This window comes from Enterococcus sp. AZ062 (assembly GCF_051715065.1).
Lineage (GTDB): Bacteria > Bacillota > Bacilli > Lactobacillales > Enterococcaceae > Enterococcus_B > Enterococcus_B mundtii.
In genome coordinates, this window is sequence record NZ_JBIOTB010000001.1 from 360861 (window position 1) to 386155 (window position 25295).

Sequence of the window (25295 nt, forward strand, 5' to 3'; positions counted from 1 at the left end):
GTATAATAAGTATTATCAAATGAAATACAGGAGGGATTGCCGATGACATGGTACAAAGAAACTGCTGAACAAACAATGAATAAATTAAAGACGACCAAAGATGGTCTTTCAAATCAAGAACGTACCAGTCGTTTAGAAATACAAGGACGAAATGAAATAGAAGTGAAAAAGAAAGTCAGTCCGCTTCGGAAGTTTTTGAAGCATTTTACGGATTTGTTGATGATCATCCTTATGGTGGCTTCTGTCTTGAAGTTTTTAACGGGTGATTATATTGAAGGTAGTATTATTTTACTTGTAGTGATCATCAATAGTTTTGTTGGTTATTGGCAAGAAAGAAAAGCAGAAGAGTCACTCAATGGGCTAAAAAGTTTAATGAGTCAAGACGCAGTGGTTCTTTCTGAAGGCGTCAAGAAAAGTATCCCTGCCACTGAGATCGTGCAAGGGGATATAGTTAGTTTAACAGCTGGAGATGTCGTGCCTGCCGATATTCGTTTAGTCGAAACATATGGTTTGATGATCGAAGAAGCTGCGTTGACCGGTGAATCCGATGCGGTAGAGAAAATGAGTGAGCCGTTAGTCGATGAATTAGGCGCAGGAGATCAACTCAATATGGCTTTTTCAGGTACACTTGTCCAAGCTGGATCGGCGCTTGGTGTCGTCGTTGAAACAGGGAATACGACAGAGATTGGTAAAATCAATCAGGCATTACAATCAGTTCAACAACAAACGACCCCTTTGGTTCGCAAGATCCATCAGTTGAACAAGCAAATCTTCAGAGGAATCGTTTTTCTAAGTTTATTCTTGATTTTCTTTACCTCATTTAGGTATGGCTTAGAGTGGAACTTTTTATTCTCAACGATCATTGCGTTGATCGTTTCTATGATCCCAGAAGGGCTACCAGCGGTATTGACGATGATCCTCTCACTTGGGGTCAATGAAATGGCACAAGAACAAGCGATTATCAAAGGACTACCTTCCGTTGAAACACTTGGTTCAATGACGGTGATCTGTTCAGATAAAACGGGTACGTTGACCAAAAATGAAATGACTGTTGTGGAAACAAGGACAGAAGATGAGACACGCTTACTTGAAATCATGAAAAATTGTCAAGAAGTGCAAACGAAAGATGATCAAGTAGTGGAAACGTTGAGTGGCAATCCAACTGAGCTAGCTTTATTACGATACACAGCTGAACAGAATCTTCCCCTAAAAACGGCGCTTGCTAAATTGCCATTTAGCTCAAGTTACAAATATATGGCAACACTGCATGAAGAACAGGACCATGCAGTAGTGTTTGTCAAAGGAGCGCCAGAAGTTCTATTATCGAGATCTTCTTTGTCACAGTCAGAACAGCAACAATGGATCAACCAAGCATCACAACTAGCAAAAAAAGGCCAACGTGTATTAGGGTTCGCCTACAAGCAATTGCCTATTGAGCAAGAGTTAGACCATGCACAGTTGCAACAACTGACATTTGTTGGGATTGCAGGAATCATTGATCCACCAAAAGAGAGTGCGATCCAAGCGGTAAGAGAGTGTCAGCAAGCAGGGATCTCGGTGAAAATGATTACTGGTGACCATAAAGACACAGCCCAAGCAATTGCTGATCAAATCGGGTTGAAGCATACGAGTAATGTCCTTGAAGGAATCGATATCGATCGACTCTCTGATCAAGATTTAGCGAAGAGAGTGAGCAAAGTCGATGTCTTTGCTCGAACGACTCCGGAGCATAAATTAAGGATCGTAGAAGCTTTGCAGAAGAATGGTGAAATCGTTGGGATGACCGGTGATGGTGTCAATGACGCGCCCGCATTGAAGCGAGCAGATGTGGGAATCGCTATGGGGATCAAAGGAAGTGAAGTCAGTAAACAAGCCGCAGATATGGTCTTAGGCGATGACAACTTCCATACGATCGCTAAAGCAGTCAAAGAAGGACGTCGGATTTTAGATAATTTACAAAAAACGATCAGCTTCTTCTTACCTACATCTTTAGCACAAGGTTTGGTGATCATCTGGGCATTACTTGCGAATCAGCCATTGCCTTTGACACCGATCCAAATCTTATGGGTCAATATGGTGACAACAATCACGTTATCCTATGCGTTAGGCTTTGAACAAGCAAGTAAAGACACGATGAGTCGGCCACCAAGAGATCCTAACCAAGGGATTTTGACTAAGTACAATGTTTTCCGGATTTTCTATGTGTCCCTCTTGATCATTATCCCAGCTTATTGGTTGGCAATGCAGTTTGAAGGTCAAGCCTTACAACAAACTGTTCTTTTACAAAACATTGTTGCTGCCCAAGCCGTCTATATGATCAATTGCCGTGAGCAAGTCGATGCTTCATTGAACAAAGGCTTCTTCCAAAATAAATTCTTATTTATTTCATTAGGTATTTTATTTGTCCTCCAAACTGGAGTCATTTATCTACCCTTTGCGCAACAAGTTATTGAAACAACAAGTTTGAGCTTTGCTCAACATTTACCAATCCTTGCAAATGTACTTCTATTATTTACAATCGTAGAAGTCGAGAAACGAATCAGTAAAACATGGATCAAAAGAAAAGAAAGAGAAGCTTTTGCCGGTAACTGAGAATCGTCGATCGTTCAAGAGATAAAGGCAAAGCGGCAGTCTTCCCCTAGGTTACTTTAGAGGAAGACTGTCGCTTTTTCTGTCTTATTACTCAGTGCTGAACGCTTCTTTCACAACCTGATAAACGGTGTTCGAAAAGCTGACCTTCAACATTAAGCTAAAAAATCAAAAAATATGGGGAGCTATTTTCTGATTTTCTATCTTACTGTTCAGGTCATAGCGCTTTTCTCACAACCTATGATAAACGGTGTTCAAAAGCCAGCTCCTTCAATATTAAGTCAAAAATCGAAAAAATATGAGAAGCTATTTTCTCAATTTCTGCCTTAATACTTGGAGCTGAACGGATTTTTCACAACCTAGATAAACGGTGTTCAAGAAGCAACACTTCAATAATAAGCCAAAAAAATCAAAAATGAAAAAGCCATTTTCGATTTTTCTTTCTTATTACTCAGTGCTGATCGCTTCTTTCACAACCTTACAAATAACTTCTAAATGTGAGTTCGGTCAATTGGTCGAGCTCGTTTTTGGTTGGTATGGTAGAGATGTAGATGATTGGTATCGGGACTTGGTCGAGGGGGGTGTTTGAGACGAACAAGTCGCTTTTATGGAACGTGATGTCAGAAAGTTGAGATAATTCTACTGGAATCAACTGAACTCGTTTCCCAAAGTAATCATTTAATTCTTGTTGCAAAAAGGCTTTCCAAGAGGGTTCGCCTTGAAAGAAGAAATACAGGTTCAATTTATTTGGACGAACGGATAAGATCGCTTGCTGGATCAAAAATGATAAGAGGCGTAGAAAGTATTCGTCTTCTTGGACAGGTAACTCTTGTTTCAGTTGCTCAAGTAATTCTTGTTTGAATGGGTACAACTGTGGATATTGTTGCTCATATTCTTCCAAGAAATAGTGATACTGTAAATTCAACTGCTCGATCAAGATAGGTGATTCATGATATTTCAACAATAACAAGATCAAGTTATCCGCAAGTTTTGTCTCGTTTAGTTTTTCTAATTGCAAGGTATCAGCTAAATCCTGAACGAATTGTTTGATCTTGCCCGAAAAAGGATAACTTTGCAAGATATCTGCTACGGGTTCTTGGTATTGATTGTTGTAATTCCAACTTTCTAAAAAGCAAAAGAAAGCAAAAATCAATTCATCTTTTTGTAAATAAACGCCTTCTAATTCATAAAGCGTGGTCAATTCAGTCGCATACGTGGAGTAAAGAGTATCTTCAGGTTCAAAGAAAGAGTCCTCGATACGGCAGTTTGCCTTAACACGTATCGTGTTGATGAAAAACCAGCAAATGCCAAAAATCTCTTCTGTTTCAACAGAAAAAGGGGTTTGCTTCAAGCGTTTCAAAAAACGAAAGTAATGGGACTCATGGATGGAATAATCTTCAAAAAAATAATTATTATGAGTAAATGGCATCAAAAGACGATGATAAAACAAGCGGATCGCATTCTCAGAACCACTCATCGTACTTGTATATTTTGTCAGCTTGATCTGTAACCCATAACGAAGGAGTTGGCGATTGACTTTTCTTGTATGGCGTTTCAACGTTTCGTAAGAAAGTCCATTGGCTGCTAAGAAATTGGTTGTGGAACATTCCTTTGTAAACAATAGTTCTTTGATCAATTGTACACTAACGGATTGCTTTAGAAACAATTCCCACAGATCATTGGCAAGTAGATTTTGTTGATTGAGTAAACGAATCCCTGACTGATCACTATCGATCAACCAGCCATCAGGTAATTGTGAGCGGATGACTTGTAAGTCGGAAAAAATCGTACGTTCCGTTGTATTTGTTTCTTCAGCAAGCTCATTGACAGTGATTTTGGGATGGTTTAAAAGTAGTTCAATCAACGTGACTTGTCGTTGTAAATCTTTTTCAGTGATGATTTGATGCATGAGCGAGTACATCCAACATCCCTCCTTTTAAAACAAATTATAACACAATCCTTGACTTACATAAGCGGTTTCTTGTAGTTTTGGAGTAAGAGATAACAGCGTGGATTTATTGAAAGGAATGAATTGCAATGACAACAAAAAACGAAAAATACAAACGTTTATTAGCGATCGCAGAAGCCGGTCTCTTCTATGGCAAAGATCCATTTGACGAAGAACGTTACCAAGAATTGAAAGCGATCGCTTTATCATTATTAAGTAATGGCGACAAGGAAATCGAAGAACGCCTTGAATTTATTTTAGAACAAAATGAAGGGTATCCAACACCCAAAGTCGATGTACGTGCCTTTATCAAACAAGAGGATAAAGTACTGTTAGTGGAAGACAGCCATACAAAAGAATGGGCATTGCCGGGCGGTTTTGCGGAAATCGGCTATTCACCAAAGGAAAATATCGAAAAAGAGGTGAAAGAAGAAACCGGGCTAACGGTGACGGTGGATCAACTACTGGCGATTTTTGATACCAATACCCGAAAAGATATTCCACAAGCCTTTCAATACTATAAAGTCATTTTTGGATGTTCGATCATCGGAGGTTCTTTTATCACAAATAATGAAACTTCAAACAGCGCCTTTTTTGCATTGGACGATTTACCTACTCTTTCCCAAAAACGGACGACAGAGGAACAGCTTGCGATCTTAGCGACAGGTCATTTGCCTTATTTTGACTGATCAATATATTTTTGTTGCATTTGCAACAAAAATCAGTACAATAAAAGTACAACTAAAGGAGAGAAGAGATGGCTGAGATCATAAGAGAAATCGGCGCGATAGCACGAGCGTTAGATTCGATCAGTAATATTGAGTTCAAGGAAGTCGCTTTGACGAGGGGGCAATACCTGTATCTCGTTCGGATTTGTGAAAATCCAGGCATCATTCAAGAAAAAATAGCCGAAATGCTTAAAGTCGATCGAACGACAACTGCCCGTGCGCTGAAAAAGCTGGAAAGCAATGGCTTGATTCGACGTGTAACGGACGAACAGAACAAGAAAAATAAAAGGTGTTATCCAACAGCCCAAGGAGAAGCACTTTATCCGATGATCATCCGAGAACACCATCATTCTACGAAAGTCGCTTTAGCTGGCTTGTCTGAAGAAGAAATCCAACAGTTGGAAAGATTATTGACACACGTAAGGAAAAATATCAGCGAAGACTGGAATTTTGTAAAAAAGGGCAATAAACGCCTGTATTGAAAGGGATGTTGGAGTGGGAAAGGTAGAAATCAGACCGATTGTGGGAAGTGAAGTGGAACGCCTTCAAGCAATCAGCATTGAAACATACACAGATACTTTTGGCGAATATAACACGCAGGCAGATATGGATGCATATCTTTCGCAAGCGTATGATTTGCAGCGATTGACAAAAGAACTGATCCAGCCAGAATCAGCTTTTTTCTGGGCGCTAGATCATGGCGAAATTGCGGGTTATCTAAAACTGAACATAGGAAAAGCACAATCCGAGGAAATGCCTGAGGATCATCTAGAAATCGAACGGATCTATATTCGACCACCCTATAAGAAAAAAGGGATCGGCACTCACTTGATGAACTGGGCGTTGGCTCAAGCGAAAGCACAGGGAAAAACAGCTGTGTGGTTAGGTGTGTGGGAACATAATGATCCAGCCCAAGCTTTTTACCGTAAGCATGGTTTCATACGCCAAGGACAACATGTGTTTTATATGGGAGACGATGCACAGATCGATCATATTTTAGTCAAAAAAATCAATGAGGTGTAACGAATGAAAAAATTTGTAGCAGATCCATCATTTTGGGAAGTGTTCCCAGAAGCAAAAATTGAGATCCTAACGGTAGAAGGGATCAATAACGAAGTCGTTGAAGAAAACAAAGCGGATTACTATGACAAATTGAATCGTGCAGCCAAAGAAGCAAGGAATTATTTGACAGCAGAATCTTTTAGTCAAAACGAAGTGATTGCGCAATGGCGTCAAGCGTTTACCCAGTTCAAGACAAAAAAAGGCGCACGTTCATCAATCGAAGCACTGCTAAAAAGAGCCAGTCAAGGTCGCGAATTTTTCCCGATCAGTCCGTTAGTGGATATCTATAATAGTATCTCTTTGCGCTTTGGTGTACCTTGTGGCGGCGAGGATCTTGACACGATCGTTGGGGATCTTCATTTGGGTAAAGCCCAAGGTGGAGAAAATTTCTTGCCATTAGGCGCAGAAGCAGATGCGCCCGCATTACCAGAAGAAATCGTTTATTATGATAAAGAAGGCGCAGTTTGTCGCTGCTTTAACTGGCGTGAAGCGCAACGGACTATGTTAACAGAAAAAACGACGAACGCTGTGTTGGTGATCGAGGCAGTCAACGCACAACAAGCAGAAGTTGCCGGAAAAGCAATGACTGCTTTACAAGAAGACATTGAACGAACATTTGGTGTGACGAGTACTAGACAAACAGTGACGAAAGAACAACCAGAAATCACTTTGTGACCGGACACATAGGAAAAAAACAAAACGATGGAGTCACTCGTAATCTTCAAACTAAGCAAACTTGAAGATTGCGGGTGATTTGTCTTTTGATAGCTTAACACGAAAATAAGCAACGTTCGCTCAATCATCTTGTGCTTAATAGCAGTGACTTCCACTAAGTGTGTTTCCGCTTTCGTGCTATAATGAAAACAAGCTTTTATTTAGAGGAGGCGTTGTCAAATGATCCATAAATCTCGTGTCATGCTATATGTCGAAGATGTCGCATTAGTCAGTCGGTTTTTCGTTGAGCAATTGAAGGCAGAAACAGTTGAAACGTTGGAATTGCCAGAGGAATATCAAAGCATTGTCTTGCGCATGTCGCAAGAATTGGAGTTGGCTATTTTTCCGCGGACATTCGTTGAACGATTTTCACCAGAAGTGTTAGGACCACCACCGTCTATGATTTTTTTTACAGATAAGTTTGACGAACTTTACGAACAAATCGAAACAGCTGGTGAAATTTTGGAGAACAATGGCTTGTTGACGTTTAACTTTTCTGATCCTGAAGGAAATTTTTTTGTGATAGCAAAATTAGAATCGATAGAAAAAGTAGATGAAAGGGAGACAGAAGATGAAAATCTCGATCACTGAAACACTTGAAGATTATTTCAAAAAGCAACGGATGAAAAAGAGTGATAAATTGAGAATGAAGAATTTGAAATCTGGGAAAAATCCTGCCAAAGGATGGAATAAAATGGTCGATACAGGCTTCGGTGGTTTAAATTCTTTAGATTATCGTGGGAAAGGGAGTAATTTACCGATCAGCCAAATCGATAATCAGCAATTTCGTGCGGAAGAACAAAAGCGAATCGGTAAAGAAACCCATAGATAGAAGCTTCTCCAACTATTGTGTACTTAGTTTTATTTATTAGTAATAGACATACTCTTCTCTAAATGAAAGCGGAATAGGTAAACAGTAATGTTCGGATTTTTGATTAAATCCGAATTTTTTGTTTACTTATTTCTTTATTTGGGATAATATTAAACACGTTGTTTTATTAATAAATCTAATATAGTAAGAACTTTTTTATAAATGTTCGGTTTTAGGGGGATGAACGATGAAGGAAAAGATACTTTCCTACTTCGAGATTGACGCACTGAATACGACGGTGAAACGTGAGATACTGGCTGGGTTTACGACATTTATCTCTATGGCATATATCTTATTTGTCAATCCAACAGTGCTTGGTGCTTCGGGGATGGATGAAGGGGCAGTGTTTACTGCGACAGCATTAGCCAGTGCAATTGGCTGTATTTTGATGGGGGTCGTTGCACGCTACCCAATTGGAACAGCGCCTGCGCTAGGAATCAATGCCTTTTTTGCTTACTCAGTCTGTTTAGGTATGGGAATTCCATGGGAAACAGCATTGGCAGGAGTGTTCGTCGCTTCGTTGATTTTTATTTTGATCACCATTTTTAAATTACGTGAGATGATCATTGATGCCATTCCAACAGACTTGAAGTTTGCGATTTCTGGCGGGATAGGTTTGTTTATTGCCTTTCTAGGCTTGAGTGAAGGTGGCTTGATCGTAGCAAATGAATCAACTCTTGTTGGATTAGGTTCATTGAGTGTCGGTTCCACTTGGTTGACGATTTTTGGTTTAGTCATTACCGCGGTATTGTTAGTTCGTCGCGTACCAGGAGGGATTTTTATCGGGATGGTAGCAACCACGCTTCTAGGACTAGTCACTGGACTGATCCCTATGCCTTCACAGCTTGTTGCGGCAGCACCTAGCTTGAAACCCACTTTCTTAGTTGCATTGAAACACGTTGGTGATATCAATAGCTTACAAATGTGGGTAGTCGTTTTGACGTTCTTGTTAGTGACATTCTTTGATACAGCTGGAACATTGGTTGGTCTAGCAAACCAAGCCGGTTTCATGCAAGATAACAAAATGCCACGTGTTGGGAAAGCATTAGCTTCGGATTCTACTGCGATGTTAGCTGGTTCATTGTTAGGTACATCGCCAGTTGGGGCTTTTGTTGAGTCATCCGCAGGGATCGCCGTTGGTGGACGATCTGGATTAACTGCAATCACAACAGGGATTTTATTCTTGTTCGGATTATTTTTCTCACCATTATTATCAGTCGTGACTTCTCAAGTGACTGCACCTGCGCTGATTTTAGTTGGTGTGTTGATGGCCCAATCATTACGTCAGATCGAATGGGGAAAAATGGAGATTGCGATTCCTGCTTTCTTGATCTTGATCGGTATGCCGTTGACTTATAGTATCTCAGATGGGATTGCACTAGGATTCATCTTTTATCCAATCACCATGCTAGCAGCAAAACGTGGCAAAGAAGTCTCACCGATCATGTACGCGCTATTCTTTGTCTTTATAGGATTCATGTGGATCTTGAATGTTTGATTGATTTAGGTAGAACTTGAGTGTTCATTCGCTTTTAAAAGAGTGTGGGACAATCCAGTCGCCCTTTCTCAAAAATAAAAAACGAGTCTGATTTTGATGTTTTTTTGTCAAAATTGGACTCGTTTTTTGTCTCACATCTGATCAATGAAGCGTTGAGCCCGGTATTGAGTAAAGAGTTAGAAGAAGTCCGTGTCATGGTCAAGAAAACCTATGGACAGTTCCATGAGATCAATTCCTACTTCTTACAAAAGCATGCGCAGACACTTCGCTTTTCAGCAGTGACCTTTGAAGATGTGGCCGTCAGTTTTACGTTATACATGGATATGTTATTTCATTATTATCAACCAGACAAACAGGTTTTGTTTTTACTGGAGGGGAATTATTTGGTGGTACAATCGATTCGCCTGCAAGCCCAAGAACTTTTGAGTGACCATTACAATTTACTCTTTCTTCCGCTAAAGGAATTGACGCAAGAACGCTTGAATGATGCACAGATTGATTTAATTGTCACAAACTATCGGCCGTACCTTTTGGATTACGCGCTGGAAACTGAGTATATTTTAATGAATAGTATTACTACGGTGCAAGACTGGACACGGGTCAAACACCAGTTGAATCCATTGATCGATCGGATCGTTTTTTAAAAGAAAGAAGGAAAAAGAACTATGGCGGTATTTACTACCCAAGAAGCCTATCTTCAAGGGTTTCAAAGTACTTTGGAAGAAGTAGAGAAACGAGAAAGCCAAGTCCTGAAGGACTATATACAGAGCCAAATGAACCAATTGGAGAAGTTAGTATCACAAGTTTCTCAAGAAAATTTCTGGAAAGTCTTACCCGAAATCTTAGGGATCGATGCGAAGCTAGGCATCTTCTCAGAATTGATTGTCTTTGATGATTTTTCGAATGAGTATATTGTTCGAATGGTTGAAACAGATTATCGTACCTATTTCAAAGAATTGTGTGGGTTTAATCTTAGCATGGAGCCGAAACATTCCATGATTTTCAATGTTTTATGATTATCCGCTCGCTGACAATCTTAATCGATATGAAGAAAAATTAGCAGGATAATCATTATCTAAGAAACGAATTCTTTTTCAGAATCGATAATGCATACTAAACAAACATTTAGTTGAACATGTAATTTATAGTTTTTTGTTGAGATATTTTATGGGTTCAGAAACTTATAAGTTTAGGGCCATTTAATTTTAGTCAGGGTGCAATCTCTTTAATGTATCTTTTCAAAGGTTCTTGTTTTTGATTAAAAAAGCGCGATAGTATTAAGACTATGATTTTTTAATAATAACATAATTATTATCATGGTTCCTTTACTTGCGGTATTGGCCAGGCGTTGTTCCCAAATATTTTTTGAATACTTTCCCAAAATATTCTGGTGTGGAAAAACCACACGAGCTTGAAATATCTTTTATTGTTCGGCTCGTACTTGTTAATAGCATTGTTGCCATTGATAAACGATAGCTGGTCGTATACTCCATAGGTGTTTTTTTTAGAAACTTTTTGAAGCAGCGAAAACATTCAGTTCTACTAATTCCTGAATGTTTGGCAATTTCTTCGACCGTGATACATTTTCCGTAATTTGAGTGGATAAATGTTAACATTGCCTTCATATATTGTGTTTGAATCGATTCTTCGCAAAACATAGTTTTTTCTGTGAGATGATTCATTTTTGATGTCAAAAGACGCCATATTCTAGAAACTAATTCAATACAATATAATTCAAAACCTGTTTCAGTACCAGTTAATCCACAAATTTCTATGATGCTTTCAGTTATTGATATATCAATCGATTCTTCAGTATTTAAATATATGAATGGAAAATGGGAATCGAACACTTTGCTTATATTATTAAAGTAAAAATTATCGAAGATTGTTAATTCAAAAAAACTAATGGGAAATACTAAACCTGCGAGTATAGTTCCTTCTTGCAATGCTCTAACACTATGTAATTTACCAGAAGGAACATAGATTCCTTCCCCATGATGTAAAGTGACGGTTGTTGTGTTTTTTTCACTAGAGAAAATAATATATTCAACACTTCCTTTTAAAACAACTGAAAACTCCACTTCTTCATGCCAATGACATTCCCATGTTCTATTAAAATAGTCATCAAAATGATCTACACATGTTGTCACAGGGATATATTGATTTCTATGGGAAATTCTTTCTCTTAAATCGTTTTGTAATTCTAGCATTTTCACTTCCATTTAAAACCTACTCCTAAATTAAATTATTGTTGAAAAGAAATAATTGGTACTATTTTACCATATAAACATCTGATTTTATCTTATTTTAATTGCATTGTGGATGTATAATGCCTTAGTCGGATAAAAAAGTATTCATTTTTGTGAAATACTAAAATTTATTTTTTTGAATGAATATGAACTAGTTGATTTAATATTTAGAAAAAGGAGAAATTGGTAAAATGAATAATAAGGAAAAATATCATGATTTACTAAATAGCGGAGAAATATATGACAGTGTAGATAGTGAATTAATTGAATATCAGGGAGAACTTGTGAAAAAATAAGTGAGTTTAATCATACTTCAGAAACACCTGAAGGACATAAAAAGAGAGAAAAGATATTGAGAGAAGTGCTTGGAACATATAATGAAGGGTTATACATTATTCCTCCAATTTTTGCAAACTGTGGATTGAGGAATGTACATGTTGGTACAGACGTAGTTATTAATTTTAATGCGAATTTTGTAGACGATGGTGATATTTTTATTGGTGATGATTGTATGATTGGTCCTAATGTTTCTATAGCAACTGCAGTCCATCCTGTTTCCCCGAAGTTAAGAAAACACAAGCTCCAGTTTAACAAGCCAGTTCATATTGGCAATAATGTTTGGATCGGTGCTGCAGCGACTATTCTTCCTGGTGTAACAATCGGGGACAACTCGATTGTAGGAGCAGGAAGTGTTGTAACACGTGATGTAGAACCAGATAGCATTGTTGTTGGATCTCCCGCAAAATTGTTAAGGAAGATAAATGCTGAGGATGATATATTCTATGATGGCAGCAAAAAAATTCCTAAAGAAATCCTAGATAAATATCTATAGTGCTTATAGTTGAAAATTGATCAGTCACAGGGAATAAAACGATTGGAGGAAAGATTATGAAGAACAACGATAATGATGATATTAGGATAATAAATGCTTCTGAGAATAATTTGAAACATGTAGATATCACTATACCAAAAAATAAATTAGTAGTTTTTGCAGGTGTCTCAGGCTCTGGAAAAAGTTCTTTAGTTTTTGATACGATAGCAAAAGAAAGCAGTCGCCAATGGCAGGCTTCCTATCCTTTGTATGTTCGTAATAAAATGAAAAATTATGAAAGACCGAATGTTGAAGGGATATATAATCTAACTCCCTCAATAGTTGTAGATCAAAAATCTTTAGGACATAATGGTCGATCGACCGTAGGAACAGCTGTAGATGCTTCTCCATTATTAAGACTACTATTTTCGCGTGTAGGAAATCCAAGCGCAGGAGGGTCTATGGCATACTCCACCAATCATCCTGCAGGGGCATGTCCTAAATGTTCTGGTATAGGTAAAGAATTGGATATAAACGTTGAAAGTTTGTTTGACAAAACAAAAAGTTTGCATGAAGGGGCAATACGATTCAGTCAGTTTTCTTCAGGATGGCAAAGCCACTTATATCAAAATAATCCTCTATTAGATCCTGACAAATTGGTGAAATTTTTTTCAAAAGAAGAGTTGGATATATTATACTATGGATCAAATGATCCTATCAAAATTGAAATAAGATCTAATAATTCTGGACGAATCGACAAAGTTGATTATGAGGGTGTAGTCCCTCGCTTTCAAAGGCTTTATGTAAATAGGGATATTTCAAAATTGAAGAAAAACTTGCAGATAGAAATTGCTGAACATGTTTATGAAAAGACATGCTCAGTTTGTAATGGGACGGGATTAAATCCTAATGCGCTGGTATCTAAAATTAATGGGTATAATATAATTGATTTTATGAATGTGACGGTTTCAGAATTATTGCCTTTAATGAAAAAAATTGAGAATCCTATAGGAACTTCAATCGTTCAACAACTTATTCCTACGTTGACTCAAATGATTGACGTTGGGATAGGCTATCTTTCATTATCAAGAAGGACTAATACATTGTCTGGGGGGGAATTACAACGAATAAAAATTGTTCGTAATTTTGGAAGTAGCTTGAATAATATAACGTATATATTTGATGAGCCAACAGCAGGACTACACCCATTTGACGCAGAAAAGATTGGGAATTTACTTGTTGATCTTAGAGATAAAAAAAATAATGTCCTTGTAGTCGAACATAGTCAACAGATGCTAGCTCTTGCTGATCATATTGTTGAATTAGGACCAGAGGCAGGTATAAACGGAGGGCAAGTTGTGTTCGAAGGGGATCTGCTGAGTTTAAAAAAATCGAATACCTCCGTAGGAAGTGCTCTTCGACAAAAAATAGAACTGAATGAAAATCCGTTACCATGGAGTACAGGATATGAAATTTTAAATGCAAGTCAAAATAACCTGAAAAATATAGATGTCACTATTCCTAAAGAAATAATGACTGCAATAACAGGTGTCGCCGGTTCGGGCAAGTCTTCTTTGATACGACAAGAATTTGTTAAACGCTATCCTGAGGCAATAGTGATTGATCAAAAACCCATTGGAACCTCTATTCGTTCCACTCCGGCAACATATACTGGTGTGATGGACGAAATAAGAAATCTATTTGCAAAAAAAAATCACGTTTCAGCAAGTTGGTTCAGCTTCAACTCTAAAGGGGCTTGTCAAATATGTAAGGGAAAAGGAACGATTTCTTACGATATGGCATTTGCTGATTCGGTCACTGTAGTGTGTGAAGAATGCAAGGGCAATCGTTATAATAGCAAAGCGTTGAATTACAAATTTAATGGTAAAAGTATTGTTGAAGTGATGGATTTGACAATTATAGAAGCAATATCTTTCTTTCAATCAGAAAAGATAAACGATTTGCTCAATAGCTTACTTAATGTAGGACTTGGCTATTTAACGTTAGGTCAACCTACTAGTACATTATCTGGAGGAGAAGTTCAAAGAGTAAAACTTGCTAGTGAACTTCATAAAAAAGGAAACATTTACGTATTAGATGAACCCAGCACGGGTTTACATCATAAAGATATACAAAAACTGCTCAGCTTATTAAGAAAATTAGTGAATCAAAATAATACAGTTATTCTTGTCGAACATAGACTAGAGTTGATAGCTGCGTGTGACTGGATAATTGACCTAGGGCCTGGTGGAGGAAACGAAGGCGGAAACATTCTCTTCAGTGGAATTCCTACCGATATTGTAGATTGCCATGAGTCAAAAACTGGCAGGTATCTAAAAAAAGAAATATTAATTTAAAAAGACCGTACATGATACCCTTTGAAATTTTACCAAAAATAGGGACCGAAAACCTGTAGTTTTTGGTTCTTATTTTTTTGTAATGTTAGTTTCTTACTAATGATTAAGCGGATTATAAACACATAGTTTTTTTCGATATCAATTCTGTTATAAATAGATATTCAGGAAAAAAGTCTATTAAGTAATTTCGTGTATTTACCTTTTAGGAGGTCGGGACAGAAGTGTTCAGCCTTATTTCCGAAGAGGTTACTTCTGTTCTCGCCGTTTATTCGGTTTTAGTTGGTGGGAGAGAACTAATGTCCCACTCTCTTTTTGATTCTCCATTCCACAGCTCTTTCAGTAACCCAAATAATTAGGTCAGAAAGTCCCATTTATAGAGGTCAACAGAGTATACCCTGTTAGTTTTTAATTAAAATTTTCCCCTCTTTAATTTGTATAGAATGCTAGAACTTATAAGGATGATTCTTTATAAGTTCTTTTTTTGTTTAAAAATTTAATAATATGAAATAAATGTACACTCGGTTCGTTTTTGTAAACCTCAAGGGAATCTAATTTTGTTAAATTATTAATTGTTCTGAGGCGTTGGTTTATTTGAAACGGAGGCGAACGATGAAAAGGAAAACTTTAATAGTAATGATTCTGGTGGGATTAAGTATTCCAGCCAATATAAGTTATGCGGTTGAAAATGAAGTTTTATTTGAAGATACAATTGATAGTGAAGTACTTGATGAAATACAAGATGATCAATTAGAGGATATTGAATCATCCGTGGAGATAGATGCTGAATCAGGGTTAGAGGAATCTTCGGAGGAAGTAAAAGAGTCTGATGAGTCGACAGTCTCTGAATCAGTAGATCAAGAAGAAGTAAAAGAAAGTTCAATAGAAGTTATAAAGACACAAAATAAAGAAGCAGAGGTAATTGCTTCAGGTCAAAATGGAACTGGATTTACTTGGACTCTGTACGAAGATGGGGTACTTGTCTGTGGGGGAGGAACATGGTCAGGATCTTTTTCTGCATGGTACTCTTGGCGAAGTCAAATAACTAAAGTCATTATTACTGACGAAATAGATCCGCCCAACAATAGTGACGGATTTAGTACGATGTTTTATAACTGTAGCAATTTAATAGCAGTCGAAGGATTGGAAAAATTAAAAACAGGGAATGCAAAGTCTTTTGCTTTGATGTTTTATAACTGTGAAAGATTAGAAACGATAGATTTATCTAGTTTCGATACTAGTAGTTCAACAAGTTTTGCTTCTATGTTTGAAAATTGTGTGAAGTTAGAAAAAATTGATTGTTCTAAATTTAAAACCACTAATTCAATTAATTTTAGTAAAATGTTTGCATTTTGTAGAAATGTTAAAGAGTTGGACGTAGCTAATTTCGATGTGAGTAAGGCAATAAATTTATCAGGAATGTTTCAAGGCTGTAATTCTATAAGTTCAATAGATGTAAGCAAATTCAACACTGAAAATACTACTAATTTTAGTTCAATGTTTATAGGTTATAAAGGAACTCAACTGGATGTTTCAAACTTTAATACTGAAAAAACAACTGATATGAGTTTTATGTTTCAAAATGTGTCTAATATTGCTGAATTAGATGTTTCAAACTTTCAAATGAAAAACGTTAAAAATATGGAGTATATGTTTTCAGCAATGACTAGTTTAACAAACTTGAACTTACAAGGATTTGATGTTTCAAATGTAGAAAAAATTTCTGCGTGCTTTTCTGGATTAGCTAGCATTGAAAGATTAGATCTATCTCATTTTGTGACAAACAATTTGCGAGAAGCAGAGTATGTATTTAGAAATATGACGAATTTAAAAGAATTAAATATTGATAATTGGATTATACCGTCTAATGTTTCAGTTTATAAATTCTTTGAAGGTACCTTATCTACCAAAATTACGATTGGTTCTAGAGTAACATTAAATACCCTTATGTATATGCCCGATCTTAGTAGAGGATACGTATGGGCAGACACAAATGATGAAATAATAGATAGTGATCAATTAGTTGCTTTTCATAATAAAAATGGAGTAAGCAACACCTATCGAATCGAAGAGTTGCATACCTTGACATTTGATACGATAGGAGGGTCAGAAGTTGATAGTCAAAGAAGTATTATCGGTAAAAATTGGATTGTTCCTGATATACCAGAAAAGAAGGGATATATATTTGACTATTGGTCGACAGACAAAGATGGAGAAAATCCATATGATTTCAAAACTCCTATCTCCAGCTCACTCATATTGTATGGACAATATACTCCAGCCTATACCGTGAGCATACCAGCAATTATAAATCTAAACGAAACTAATCAATTAAAGGTAGTTGCGGAAAATTATGTGGAAGCAAAGACTTTGATCATTTCAACAGATGAAAAAGTGTCATTAAGAAATATACACGATAGTACACGGATACTTGAGAAGGAGATTACTAAAGAAAAAGAATATCCTGAATCAACTAATGTATTAGAAGTAGCAGGTATAAAAAAGGAAGAAAATACTTTATACATTCAGCAAGCTGAAGAAAAAGAATTAGCAGGAACCTACGAAGGGATTTTAAATTTCACCATAGATTTTTATTAGGAGTAAGTACATGAATGAAACTAAAAAAATACTTTATACATTTTGTTTGGTTGTTATTTGTAATCTGATTGCATTAATTATAGGGATTCAGATAAGGAAAGTGGGGTTATAGAATTGTAATAGAGGTAAAAAACTATAATAGAACGAAAATCAAATCAGAAAAAAAGGAGAATATTTATGATTAAAAAAATTATTACAGGATTTACAGTGCTAGCGTCTTTAAGTCTATTTAGTGGCATCGTACAAGCAGATGACCAAACTGAAGTGGAATACGAGGTTGGAAGTGAGTATGTTATTTCAATACCTTCTAAGGTTGTTTTAGATAATTTTGGATCTGTGCCATTAACAATCAACTCTGTTTCTCACAATTTGAGTCCAATGAAATTAGTTTCAATTTCGTTAACTGATGGTTTAATTGATGCAGGAGAAATTGAACTTAAAAGATTCATTGATCCTACAACAACTATAAATGCTTATGTTACTTTAGATGGAAATGCACTACCAGTTAATAATACTCTCAGAATTTATGACTATACAGCTGGACAAACAGAAGAACTAGCAAGGTTAGAACTAGGTATCCTTGGTTCGCCAAATACATTTAAAGCTGGTACTTATTCTACTATATTAACATTTACATCTGAGATGACTGACAAAGTGATTGGTTAATCAAGAAATATATTTGGAATGTAACGTGGGGGGATATTTAGATGCGGGCAATCAAGTTTGTTTTGTACTTATGATGCAGACAATTAAAAACTAGCTGTGGTTACTTTATATGGAAATAAAATGTTCAATGTATCTAAAGATTAAAAATTGTATGTTTCTTGATGTTCAAAAAAGTCCAACAGGGTGTGCCCTGTTGGACTTTCTATTTAGCTATTGAACACTTAAATTAGAAAATGACATCGAAGTTGAGCAAGAAAAATAAAAGGTAAGGGTCGAAAATCTTTAAGTGGTTGATCCTTACCTGTTATTTTTCTTGCACGCTAATTATTCTCTCGCATTCATTCTGATGAATTCGTGATCTTATTTCTTTTCAGGATTTATTTTCTAAATATGCATAATGAGGTGAAAATTGTGATTTTTAATATTAAATAAATTGTTATAAGATAATGATTGTAAAGAAGGTTGGAAGATAAGACTTTTTTTTCACTAAAAATTATTAAAAACAGTCGTTTTTGAGATAAATCTTAGAGGAGGAGGAAAGATGCGAAAAACTATTGGTCTTATGATTGGTCTAATGTCCCTAATAATAGCGATACAATTTCCGCTGCAGGTGTATGGTACACAGGTCCGATCCGTCGAGTCAGAAGGATCTATTGGATTTACAGGTACCTATGAACCGATCGGACCACCAGATCCCCCCCCTAGCACTAGCCCGCAAAAGCCAGGAGGCACTTTGCCGAAAACCAATATGACCGATAGCTCACTCGGAATGTGGATCGGAAGTTTCTTAGTGGCAGGCGTTTTATTAGTCGTAGGGAGTAAAAAAAGAAAAGCAATATCCAAAAATTAATTTAAAGAAAGCAGGAATTTAAGTATGAAATTTATTCGTTTAGCAACTGTAGCCGCATTATCAACAACGATTTTCGCAGGAGGAGTACAAGTCTTTGCTGAAGATACAGACCAAGATTCAAAAGAAGTACGTAAAACAACAACGACCGGTCAGGTCACCTTCACTCCAAATATTGAAGACACAGTAGTAGAACCTGATCCGGAAGGTCCAGAGGTGACGATTCCACCAATTCCTGGTACAGGACCACTAACTATTGCAACAGTTCCAACAATGAACTTTGGGACTAAAGTTATCTCAACTACTGATGAACATTACAACATGATTGCGGAAATGCAACAGAAAGTCGGAACAACAGGCGAAGAAAATATGATTCCTTATATTAGTATGGCACAAGTTCAAGACACCCGCGGTACCAATGAAGGATGGGAACTGAGCGTGAGTTTAAGTGAATTTCAAGCAGAAACTGATACTCTAAATCGTGTGTTAAAAGGCGCCCAAATCACGTTATTCGATCCTTCTCTTCGTTACAGTGTGAATGATGCAGATCAGGAACCAACGATTCACGCAAGTGGTTTAGAGTTGATTCCAAATGAAGATGCCGTGCCGATCATGACGGCTGCTAACCGAAAGGGTGGTGGAACTTCTTCCGTTGTTTGGGGAGATCATGATACGCTCGCAAAACAAGTGGAAGATGGAGTAGATGTCGTCGAAAATAAGGCGATCCAATTGTTTGTTCCTGGCTCGACTGCCAAAGATGCAGTAACGTATACCTCTACATTGACATGGGAATTAGAACTAACACCAGATAATGAGGCACCTGAAGAGGTTTAAGAAGTAACCATTCTTATTTCTATGTTCTATTAGTCACTGGCAGCGTTACAGATTTCTGTGACGCTGCTTTTTTAGAAAGGATTATGACAAATGATACACAAACAAACGATGCAAAAAAGTCTATGGTTGCTTATAGTGGTGCTCTTCTTTTTCTTGCCACATCCGACGGTCCAGGCCGAAGAAGCTGGTTTAAATACGTACGTTACCCCTCTTTTTCCAGAGAGCCAAGTGGATGAAAGCAAAGGATACTATGAGTTATTGCTCTCACCCGGGCAAAAAGAGACTTTGCGAGTAGAAGTCGGCAATTCCAGTTCAGAACCAATCAACGTTCAGGTGACACCACATACAGCTTATACGAATACTTTGGGGAATGTCGAGTATGGCAAAGATGCCGAAGAAGTGGATCCAACCTTACCCTACTCTTTGGATGAGTTGATGACTCCTTCGGAGGTCATTACTGTAGCGGAAAATGAAACAAAGGTCATAGACATTCCTTTACAGATGCCTAAAGACCCCTTTGAAGGGTATTTAGCTGGCGGTTTACGAATCGCCGAAGTAAAAGAAGAGGAAAATAGTGATGTTCCAGAAGGAGAAGGCGTAGCTATCAAGAATGAATTTGCCCATGTGGTAGGTGTGGTCGTCAGTAATACCCGAGACTCGGTACAACCGGAGTTGGAACTATTAGATGTGTTTGCGGATCAATTGAACTATCGCAATGTGATCAGTGCCACGCTACAAAACTTTACGCCCACTTTTGTCAATCAATTGGCGGTGGAAGCTACCGTGAAACGAGCAGGGGAGAACGAGGTGCTCTATAAGGCTGAGAAAGAAATGATGCAGATGGCCCCAAATTCTAATTTCAACTTCCCGATTTCTTTAGAAGGTGACCGTTTTCGAAGTGGGAACTATGTCCTAGAATTAACAGCTACATCGGGAGAGAATGAATGGTCATGGACGCGTGAATTTACGATTGAAGCCGATGAAGCCCGCAAGTTAAATCGAGAAGACGTGATGATTGATTCAAGTATCAATTGGTGGCTAGTAGCCACACTTGTTTTGTTTGCGGTACTTTTACTTATTACTGGTTGGTGGTTAATAAAAAAAAGAAAAGAGAATAAGAGTGAAAGGGTGAAAGACAATGAAAAGGAAAAATAAACTCGCTTTATTTTGTGTCATTTTTCTTTGTTCTCAGCTAGTTACACTTCCACTGACAATTGGTTTATCTACCTCTGTTCAGGCAATCGAAAATACGACTACAATTGATTCTTCGACGACCTTTAATGAGCATGAACAACTTAAAGATAAACCGATCTTCTCATTTCAAGAGACTCAAGCAACCTGCTCTATTGGAGAAGTGTTTACTTTAGTAATGATTGCAGATCAAAAAGTTACTGAAGCAGCAATAACTTTACCGGAAGAAACAGCAGTTCTAGATGACGAGTTAGCGCATGGAATCACTGTAAAACAAGACCTAGAAAAAAATCAAATAGAAATAAAAATGGCTGTTCCACAAAAAGTATTTAGTATTCCTTTGGTTTTTGAGCAGACAGGCATGTATACAATTACTTTAGGAGAAGCAACGATGACGCTTGAGATAGTTGGTGAAGAATCATCCCAAGAACATAAAGGAAACAAAGTAACTGATTCATCGAGTGAAGATAAAAAGGAGGAAACAATAGAGTCCTCTTCTTCAGAAGAAGAACTACCTGATGCCGCCACACTGAATGAACCAAACCAAGAGGTAAATCAGGAAGCAAATGATGTTGAAGTGAATAGTGATGATCTAATTAACGTAGGCTCATGGGTTGATTTTATCGAAGCCTTTTCAAATCCATCTATATCTACAATAGAAATTACTGATGATTTTGAAGTTCCTACAACGCCATTAACTGGCTTAACAGGTATGGTAACTGGAAACAATTCTAATGTGACTGGAGGAGCCACGTTCGTTTATTTGACGAGGAGTAGTATCTCTAGAAAATTAGCTATTAATGGCAATGGACATCAAATCGATTTTGGGGCTGTTTCATTGGGCTTAAGGTCAGCAACACATAATGCCAATTCCCCATGGGATATTACATTTAATGATTTGGATATCTACTCAGGGAATTGGTGGGGGTTTTTTCAAACAGTAAACCTCACTTCAGCACAACATGCACTTTCTAATATCACTCTAAATAATATCAATGGGTATGGTAACGAATTAATTGCTCCTTATTATACGAATGTTAATATTTCTGGAACAGTTAACAATCATATTACTGCAACTTATAGCTCTAAATTCCGTACGGATTGGAGAGTGAATACGGTAAATTCTGTAAATTTAGAAACTAGAAGTTTAACTATTAAGGAAGATGGAGAACTTAATTTGTCAACTGTCAATAGCGGGAATATTATTATAGGATTAGGCGGGTTAAATGCTAATTTGACATTAGAACAAAATGCTACAATCAACATGGAATCTAATGGAACGGGGACTGGGGATAATGCGAATGGCAGAGGTTCTAGTATAGATATCGCCAATGGAGATCTGATCATGAAAGAAGGGTCAACTATTAACATTGACAATAAGAGAAGTTATTCAGCGATAACCTTGCGTAGCAGTAACTCTACGTTAAAATTGGAAGATAGTGCTAAAATAAACATCGAGTCAACAGGTCATACCAATAACTCAAATGCGATAGATAGAAATTTAGTTTATATGGCTGCTGGGAGTTCTTTACTAGTAGGCGAGAATGCGGAATTTAATATCAATGCCACAGGAAGAGGCAGTGCAACATCAAACATTGTCCATGTAGCTGGAAATGCAAACTTCCAAATTGCCAAGGATGGGTCTCTAGATATAAAAAGTGATAGCACGTCAATCAGTCAAAGTTTACTTAATTTTGCCTCAGCAGGTTCAACATTCGAATTCTCTGATGCCAAAAAAGTGAACTTAGAACGTACGACACCTATTTCTGGATCTACCTCTAATGGACTGATTAGTATCGCTGGAACTACAGGTCTTCTAGATATCGATGTCCAATCTGTTAAGCAATGGGATAGAGATAATTTTACAGAAGAACCCGATTATTTTTGGACCCCTATTTTTAATTTAATTCTTCGTTACAATACGATAAATCCAACAATCACGAATGTTTCTTCTATCTTTCAAGAGACGATGACTAGCTTCAATGAAGCTTTCACTACACGTAACGTTCAGAGAATACTCTTTGAAAAAATACCAGATGTGGAGATAACTATTGACCCTCTAACAGAAGACGCATTGGAAGTAAATTCTTATACTATTACCGGCAAGGCTTCTCCGCACAGTGTAATACGGTTCTCTGGTGATCCAGCAATACCAGATGGTGAAATTCCATCACCAAATTTTTCGGAAACCGATAAATATCATGTGACTACTGATGAAAATGGAGACTATTTATATGAGTTACCTAAAGATTCACTATTCACTGAAGGAAACGAAGTGACGGCTTATGCCTACCTAAATGGAAAATCTGCTAATGCAAGTACGATTGTTGAAAAATCGAGAAGACCACCTAATCCTAAGGATCCGATGAATCCCGAAATTGAAGTCGATCCAGAAAATAAACCTGAGCTCGAAGAAGAACAAGGTTTATTAAGCATTGATTTTGCTTCTCAATTCACATTTGGTCAACAAGCGATCTCTACGAGAACGAAGCGGTATTATGCGCAACCGCAACGCTTGTTAAATCCTGATGGAACCGTTAATGAGGCTGAAGAGCGACCAAATTATATCCAGATCAGTGATCGACGGCCAGAAGAGGAACGTCACGGCTGGCAATTAGCAGTTACGCAAAACAGTCAATTTACGGATCTACAGGAAAATGAACTAAGAGGGGCACGTTTGTTTTTAACTAACCAACAATTGGAGTCTATGCACGGAAGTGAAGAGCCGATGTTGTATAATCAAGGCGGTGTCACCTTAATTCCAGGAGAAAAGACTGAACTTTTGACCGCGCTTGACGGCCAAGGGTTAGGTACCTGGATCTATCGGTTTGGTGACGGTGAAAGTGCAAGCGAAAGCGTGGCACTTGAAGTCCCTCCAACCGCGAATCCAAGAGCAAGCACATATGAAACAACACTCACTTGGGAACTAAGTGTAGTTCCCGACAATTAGTCACAAGAAAGAGAAGGGCTGCGGCTCTTTTCTTTTTCTTCTTAGAAAGGAGAGATAAAATATGCACATTTTATTTGATCATTTAGTCATGGCGGATAAGACTAAACGCTGGTTGGTCTTATTGGCAACGTTAGAAGAAGAGGAACACGTTATCGCCCACACCTTAGTTGAGCAAACTGGTTTTGGGCGACGGACGATTATTGAGGACATAAAGGAGATCAAGGACTACTTTGGTGAGAGGATCCATTTGATCGGTGATGAGAAGGGCTATCACTTTTCCTTTCTTAACCCTAAAGGGTATTATAAGGAGAAACAAGCGTTACTGGATAAAGAGAAACTTTTTCTCTTGGTGGATCAGTTGGCTGCGGGAAAGTGTTTAGACAATCAACAGTGGGTGGCACATCTTGATGTTTCGAGTACAAGCTTTCAACGGATGAAACGACAGCTTCAAACGTTATTAACGAACTATTATGGGATAAAAATTGAATCTAAAACCAATCAACTATGGGGGGAAGAAGCGGAGATTCGCCAATTTCTTTATGATTTTTATTTCACCTTACCATTGTATCCCAGGTTTCTTTCAGAACATATTCAGGACATACATCAGGAGAAGGTGGTGATTCAAGACGGGCCTTGGCACCTAGACCAAACTTTGTTTAATCAATGGCTGAGACTAGCCAAGCAACGGGTTGACCAGGGACATTGCTTACATGAACAAGTGGCATATAAACAAGTTCAAACGACTCTAACCCAGGCTTTGGATCAACAGGTCAGTGTGGCTCTTCCAGGATCAGAAAAAGCTGCGTTGTTCCTCCTCTCATTAGATGAACGCCAGTTTCTGAACCCTATGACACAACAAGTATTTATCCACACATTTTCACCTGTGAGTGAGTATGAGTTACCAATGCGTGAGACCGAAGGTCTGACTTATGGTTTTTTCGAAACACTCCTCTTTTTAATGGAGGCCTTTTTCCAGTTGCCTACACTTGAAGCACCAGCACAAGTGCCGTATGCAAGCCGTGAGAAACCGTCTCCTTTAGACGTACTCATGAAACGTTTTTTAGCCGAGAAGAAAAAATATAGCCAGACGATTTATGTTTCCTATCAGCTAGTAGGCCCACGTGCTTTGACACGATGGATCAAACAGGAAGTTGAAACGATTTTAAAAAAATCTGGCTTACAGGCGGTTGAAGCTGCCCAAATGAATCCGCTCGGACTAGTACGCTATGTACAAATCGTGAATCAACCACAAGCTAGAAACGCTCGTGCAACGATTGAACTTCCCTACGTACCTAGCAAGGAGAAAATCGCTGAAGTGCTCTCTGTATTTTCTGAGTCAAGATGATTTAACGGTCAGGAAAGATAAATATTTGAAAAAGTGAGGA

At 37.6% G+C, this 25295-nt stretch carries 21 protein-coding genes; 19 read left to right on the top strand and 2 right to left on the bottom strand.

Features of this window, described 5'->3' with window-relative positions; genetic code table 11:
• The first annotated feature begins 42 nt into the window (after window positions 1–42).
• Window positions 43–2592 carry an HAD-IC family P-type ATPase gene (locus IGJ00_RS01750; protein WP_438744650.1) on the top strand — a complete coding sequence of 850 codons (2550 nt, stop codon included), beginning with the start codon at window positions 43–45 and terminating at the stop codon, window positions 2590–2592.
• 475 nt (window positions 2593–3067) lie between these two features.
• Here the strand turns inward: IGJ00_RS01750 and IGJ00_RS01755 are convergent, their stop codons facing one another.
• Window positions 3068–4510 (bottom strand): helix-turn-helix domain-containing protein, encoded by a 1443-nt coding sequence (locus IGJ00_RS01755; RefSeq protein ID WP_438744652.1) that lies wholly within the window; start codon window positions 4508–4510, stop codon window positions 3068–3070.
• 116 nt (window positions 4511–4626) lie between these two features.
• Here IGJ00_RS01755 and IGJ00_RS01760 point away from each other — a divergent pair, with 116 nt between their 5' ends.
• The 9 genes from IGJ00_RS01760 (at window position 4627) to IGJ00_RS01800 (ending at window position 10426) form a co-directional block, all read left to right on the top strand.
• Window positions 4627–5226, top strand: coding sequence for an NUDIX hydrolase N-terminal domain-containing protein (locus IGJ00_RS01760; RefSeq protein WP_071866213.1), 600 nt, complete (start codon window positions 4627–4629; stop codon window positions 5224–5226).
• Window positions 5227–5294: 68 nt separating this feature from the next.
• Complete coding sequence (locus tag IGJ00_RS01765; protein ID WP_062805801.1) at window positions 5295–5747, top strand: MarR family winged helix-turn-helix transcriptional regulator; 453 nt, start codon at window positions 5295–5297, stop codon at window positions 5745–5747.
• A 13-nt stretch (window positions 5748–5760) separates the two neighbouring features.
• Entirely contained in the window at window positions 5761–6288 is a 528-nt protein-coding gene (locus IGJ00_RS01770) for a GNAT family N-acetyltransferase (protein WP_071866215.1), read from the top strand.
• A gap of 3 nt (window positions 6289–6291) precedes the next feature.
• Entirely contained in the window at window positions 6292–7002 is a 711-nt protein-coding gene (locus tag IGJ00_RS01775) for a B3/B4 domain-containing protein (protein WP_438744656.1), read from the top strand.
• Between the two features lie 219 nt (window positions 7003–7221).
• Window positions 7222–7632 carry a glyoxalase gene (locus tag IGJ00_RS01780; protein ID WP_438744658.1) on the top strand — a complete coding sequence of 137 codons (411 nt, stop codon included), beginning with the start codon at window positions 7222–7224 and terminating at the stop codon, window positions 7630–7632.
• The gene (locus IGJ00_RS01785) at window positions 7613–7873 is read left to right on the top strand and encodes a hypothetical protein (protein ID WP_019724093.1); all 261 of its coding nucleotides are present in this window, start codon (window positions 7613–7615) and stop codon (window positions 7871–7873) included. Before IGJ00_RS01780 ends, IGJ00_RS01785 begins: the two co-directional genes overlap by 20 nt.
• Before the next feature lie 226 nt (window positions 7874–8099).
• On the top strand, window positions 8100–9410 hold the full coding sequence (locus IGJ00_RS01790; RefSeq protein WP_071866218.1) for an NCS2 family permease: 1311 nt from the start codon (window positions 8100–8102) through the stop codon (window positions 9408–9410).
• 164 nt (window positions 9411–9574) lie between these two features.
• Window positions 9575–10054 carry a hypothetical protein gene (locus IGJ00_RS01795; RefSeq protein ID WP_438844039.1) on the top strand — a complete coding sequence of 160 codons (480 nt, stop codon included), beginning with the start codon at window positions 9575–9577 and terminating at the stop codon, window positions 10052–10054.
• Between the two features lie 21 nt (window positions 10055–10075).
• Window positions 10076–10426 carry a DUF7006 family protein gene (locus IGJ00_RS01800; RefSeq protein WP_071866219.1) on the top strand — a complete coding sequence of 117 codons (351 nt, stop codon included), beginning with the start codon at window positions 10076–10078 and terminating at the stop codon, window positions 10424–10426.
• 309 nt (window positions 10427–10735) lie between these two features.
• Here IGJ00_RS01800 and IGJ00_RS01805 read toward each other — a convergent pair whose 3' ends face one another.
• Window positions 10736–11632: a helix-turn-helix domain-containing protein gene (locus tag IGJ00_RS01805; RefSeq protein ID WP_071866220.1), complete on the bottom strand. Its 897-nt coding sequence runs from the start codon at window positions 11630–11632 to the stop codon at window positions 10736–10738.
• 388 nt (window positions 11633–12020) lie between these two features.
• Between IGJ00_RS01805 and IGJ00_RS01810 the strand changes: the two genes are divergently transcribed.
• The 9 genes from IGJ00_RS01810 (at window position 12021) to IGJ00_RS01850 (ending at window position 25255) form a co-directional block, all read left to right on the top strand.
• Window positions 12021–12491, top strand: a complete 471-nt coding sequence (locus IGJ00_RS01810; protein ID WP_438745437.1) for a DapH/DapD/GlmU-related protein — start codon at window positions 12021–12023, stop codon at window positions 12489–12491.
• A 56-nt stretch (window positions 12492–12547) separates the two neighbouring features.
• The gene (locus IGJ00_RS01815) at window positions 12548–14827 is read left to right on the top strand and encodes an ATP-binding cassette domain-containing protein (protein ID WP_074799663.1); all 2280 of its coding nucleotides are present in this window, start codon (window positions 12548–12550) and stop codon (window positions 14825–14827) included.
• A gap of 609 nt (window positions 14828–15436) precedes the next feature.
• Complete coding sequence (locus IGJ00_RS01820; RefSeq protein WP_438744663.1) at window positions 15437–17422, top strand: BspA family leucine-rich repeat surface protein; 1986 nt, start codon at window positions 15437–15439, stop codon at window positions 17420–17422.
• A 177-nt stretch (window positions 17423–17599) separates the two neighbouring features.
• On the top strand, window positions 17600–18088 hold the full coding sequence (locus IGJ00_RS01825) for a hypothetical protein (RefSeq protein WP_438744665.1): 489 nt from the start codon (window positions 17600–17602) through the stop codon (window positions 18086–18088).
• Window positions 18089–18629: 541 nt separating this feature from the next.
• A complete protein-coding gene (locus tag IGJ00_RS01830; protein WP_086335374.1) occupies window positions 18630–18938 on the top strand; it encodes an LPXTG cell wall anchor domain-containing protein in 309 nt (102 codons plus the stop codon).
• Between the two features lie 24 nt (window positions 18939–18962).
• On the top strand, window positions 18963–19769 hold the full coding sequence (locus tag IGJ00_RS01835; protein WP_086335375.1) for a WxL domain-containing protein: 807 nt from the start codon (window positions 18963–18965) through the stop codon (window positions 19767–19769).
• Between the two features lie 90 nt (window positions 19770–19859).
• A complete protein-coding gene (locus IGJ00_RS01840; RefSeq protein ID WP_438844040.1) occupies window positions 19860–20924 on the top strand; it encodes a DUF916 and DUF3324 domain-containing protein in 1065 nt (354 codons plus the stop codon).
• Window positions 20908–23910, top strand: a complete 3003-nt coding sequence (locus IGJ00_RS01845; protein ID WP_108173652.1) for a WxL domain-containing protein — start codon at window positions 20908–20910, stop codon at window positions 23908–23910. Before IGJ00_RS01840 ends, IGJ00_RS01845 begins: the two co-directional genes overlap by 17 nt.
• A gap of 61 nt (window positions 23911–23971) precedes the next feature.
• Window positions 23972–25255, top strand: coding sequence for a helix-turn-helix domain-containing protein (locus IGJ00_RS01850; RefSeq protein ID WP_438844041.1), 1284 nt, complete (start codon window positions 23972–23974; stop codon window positions 25253–25255).
• Window positions 25256–25295 lie beyond the last annotated feature (40 nt).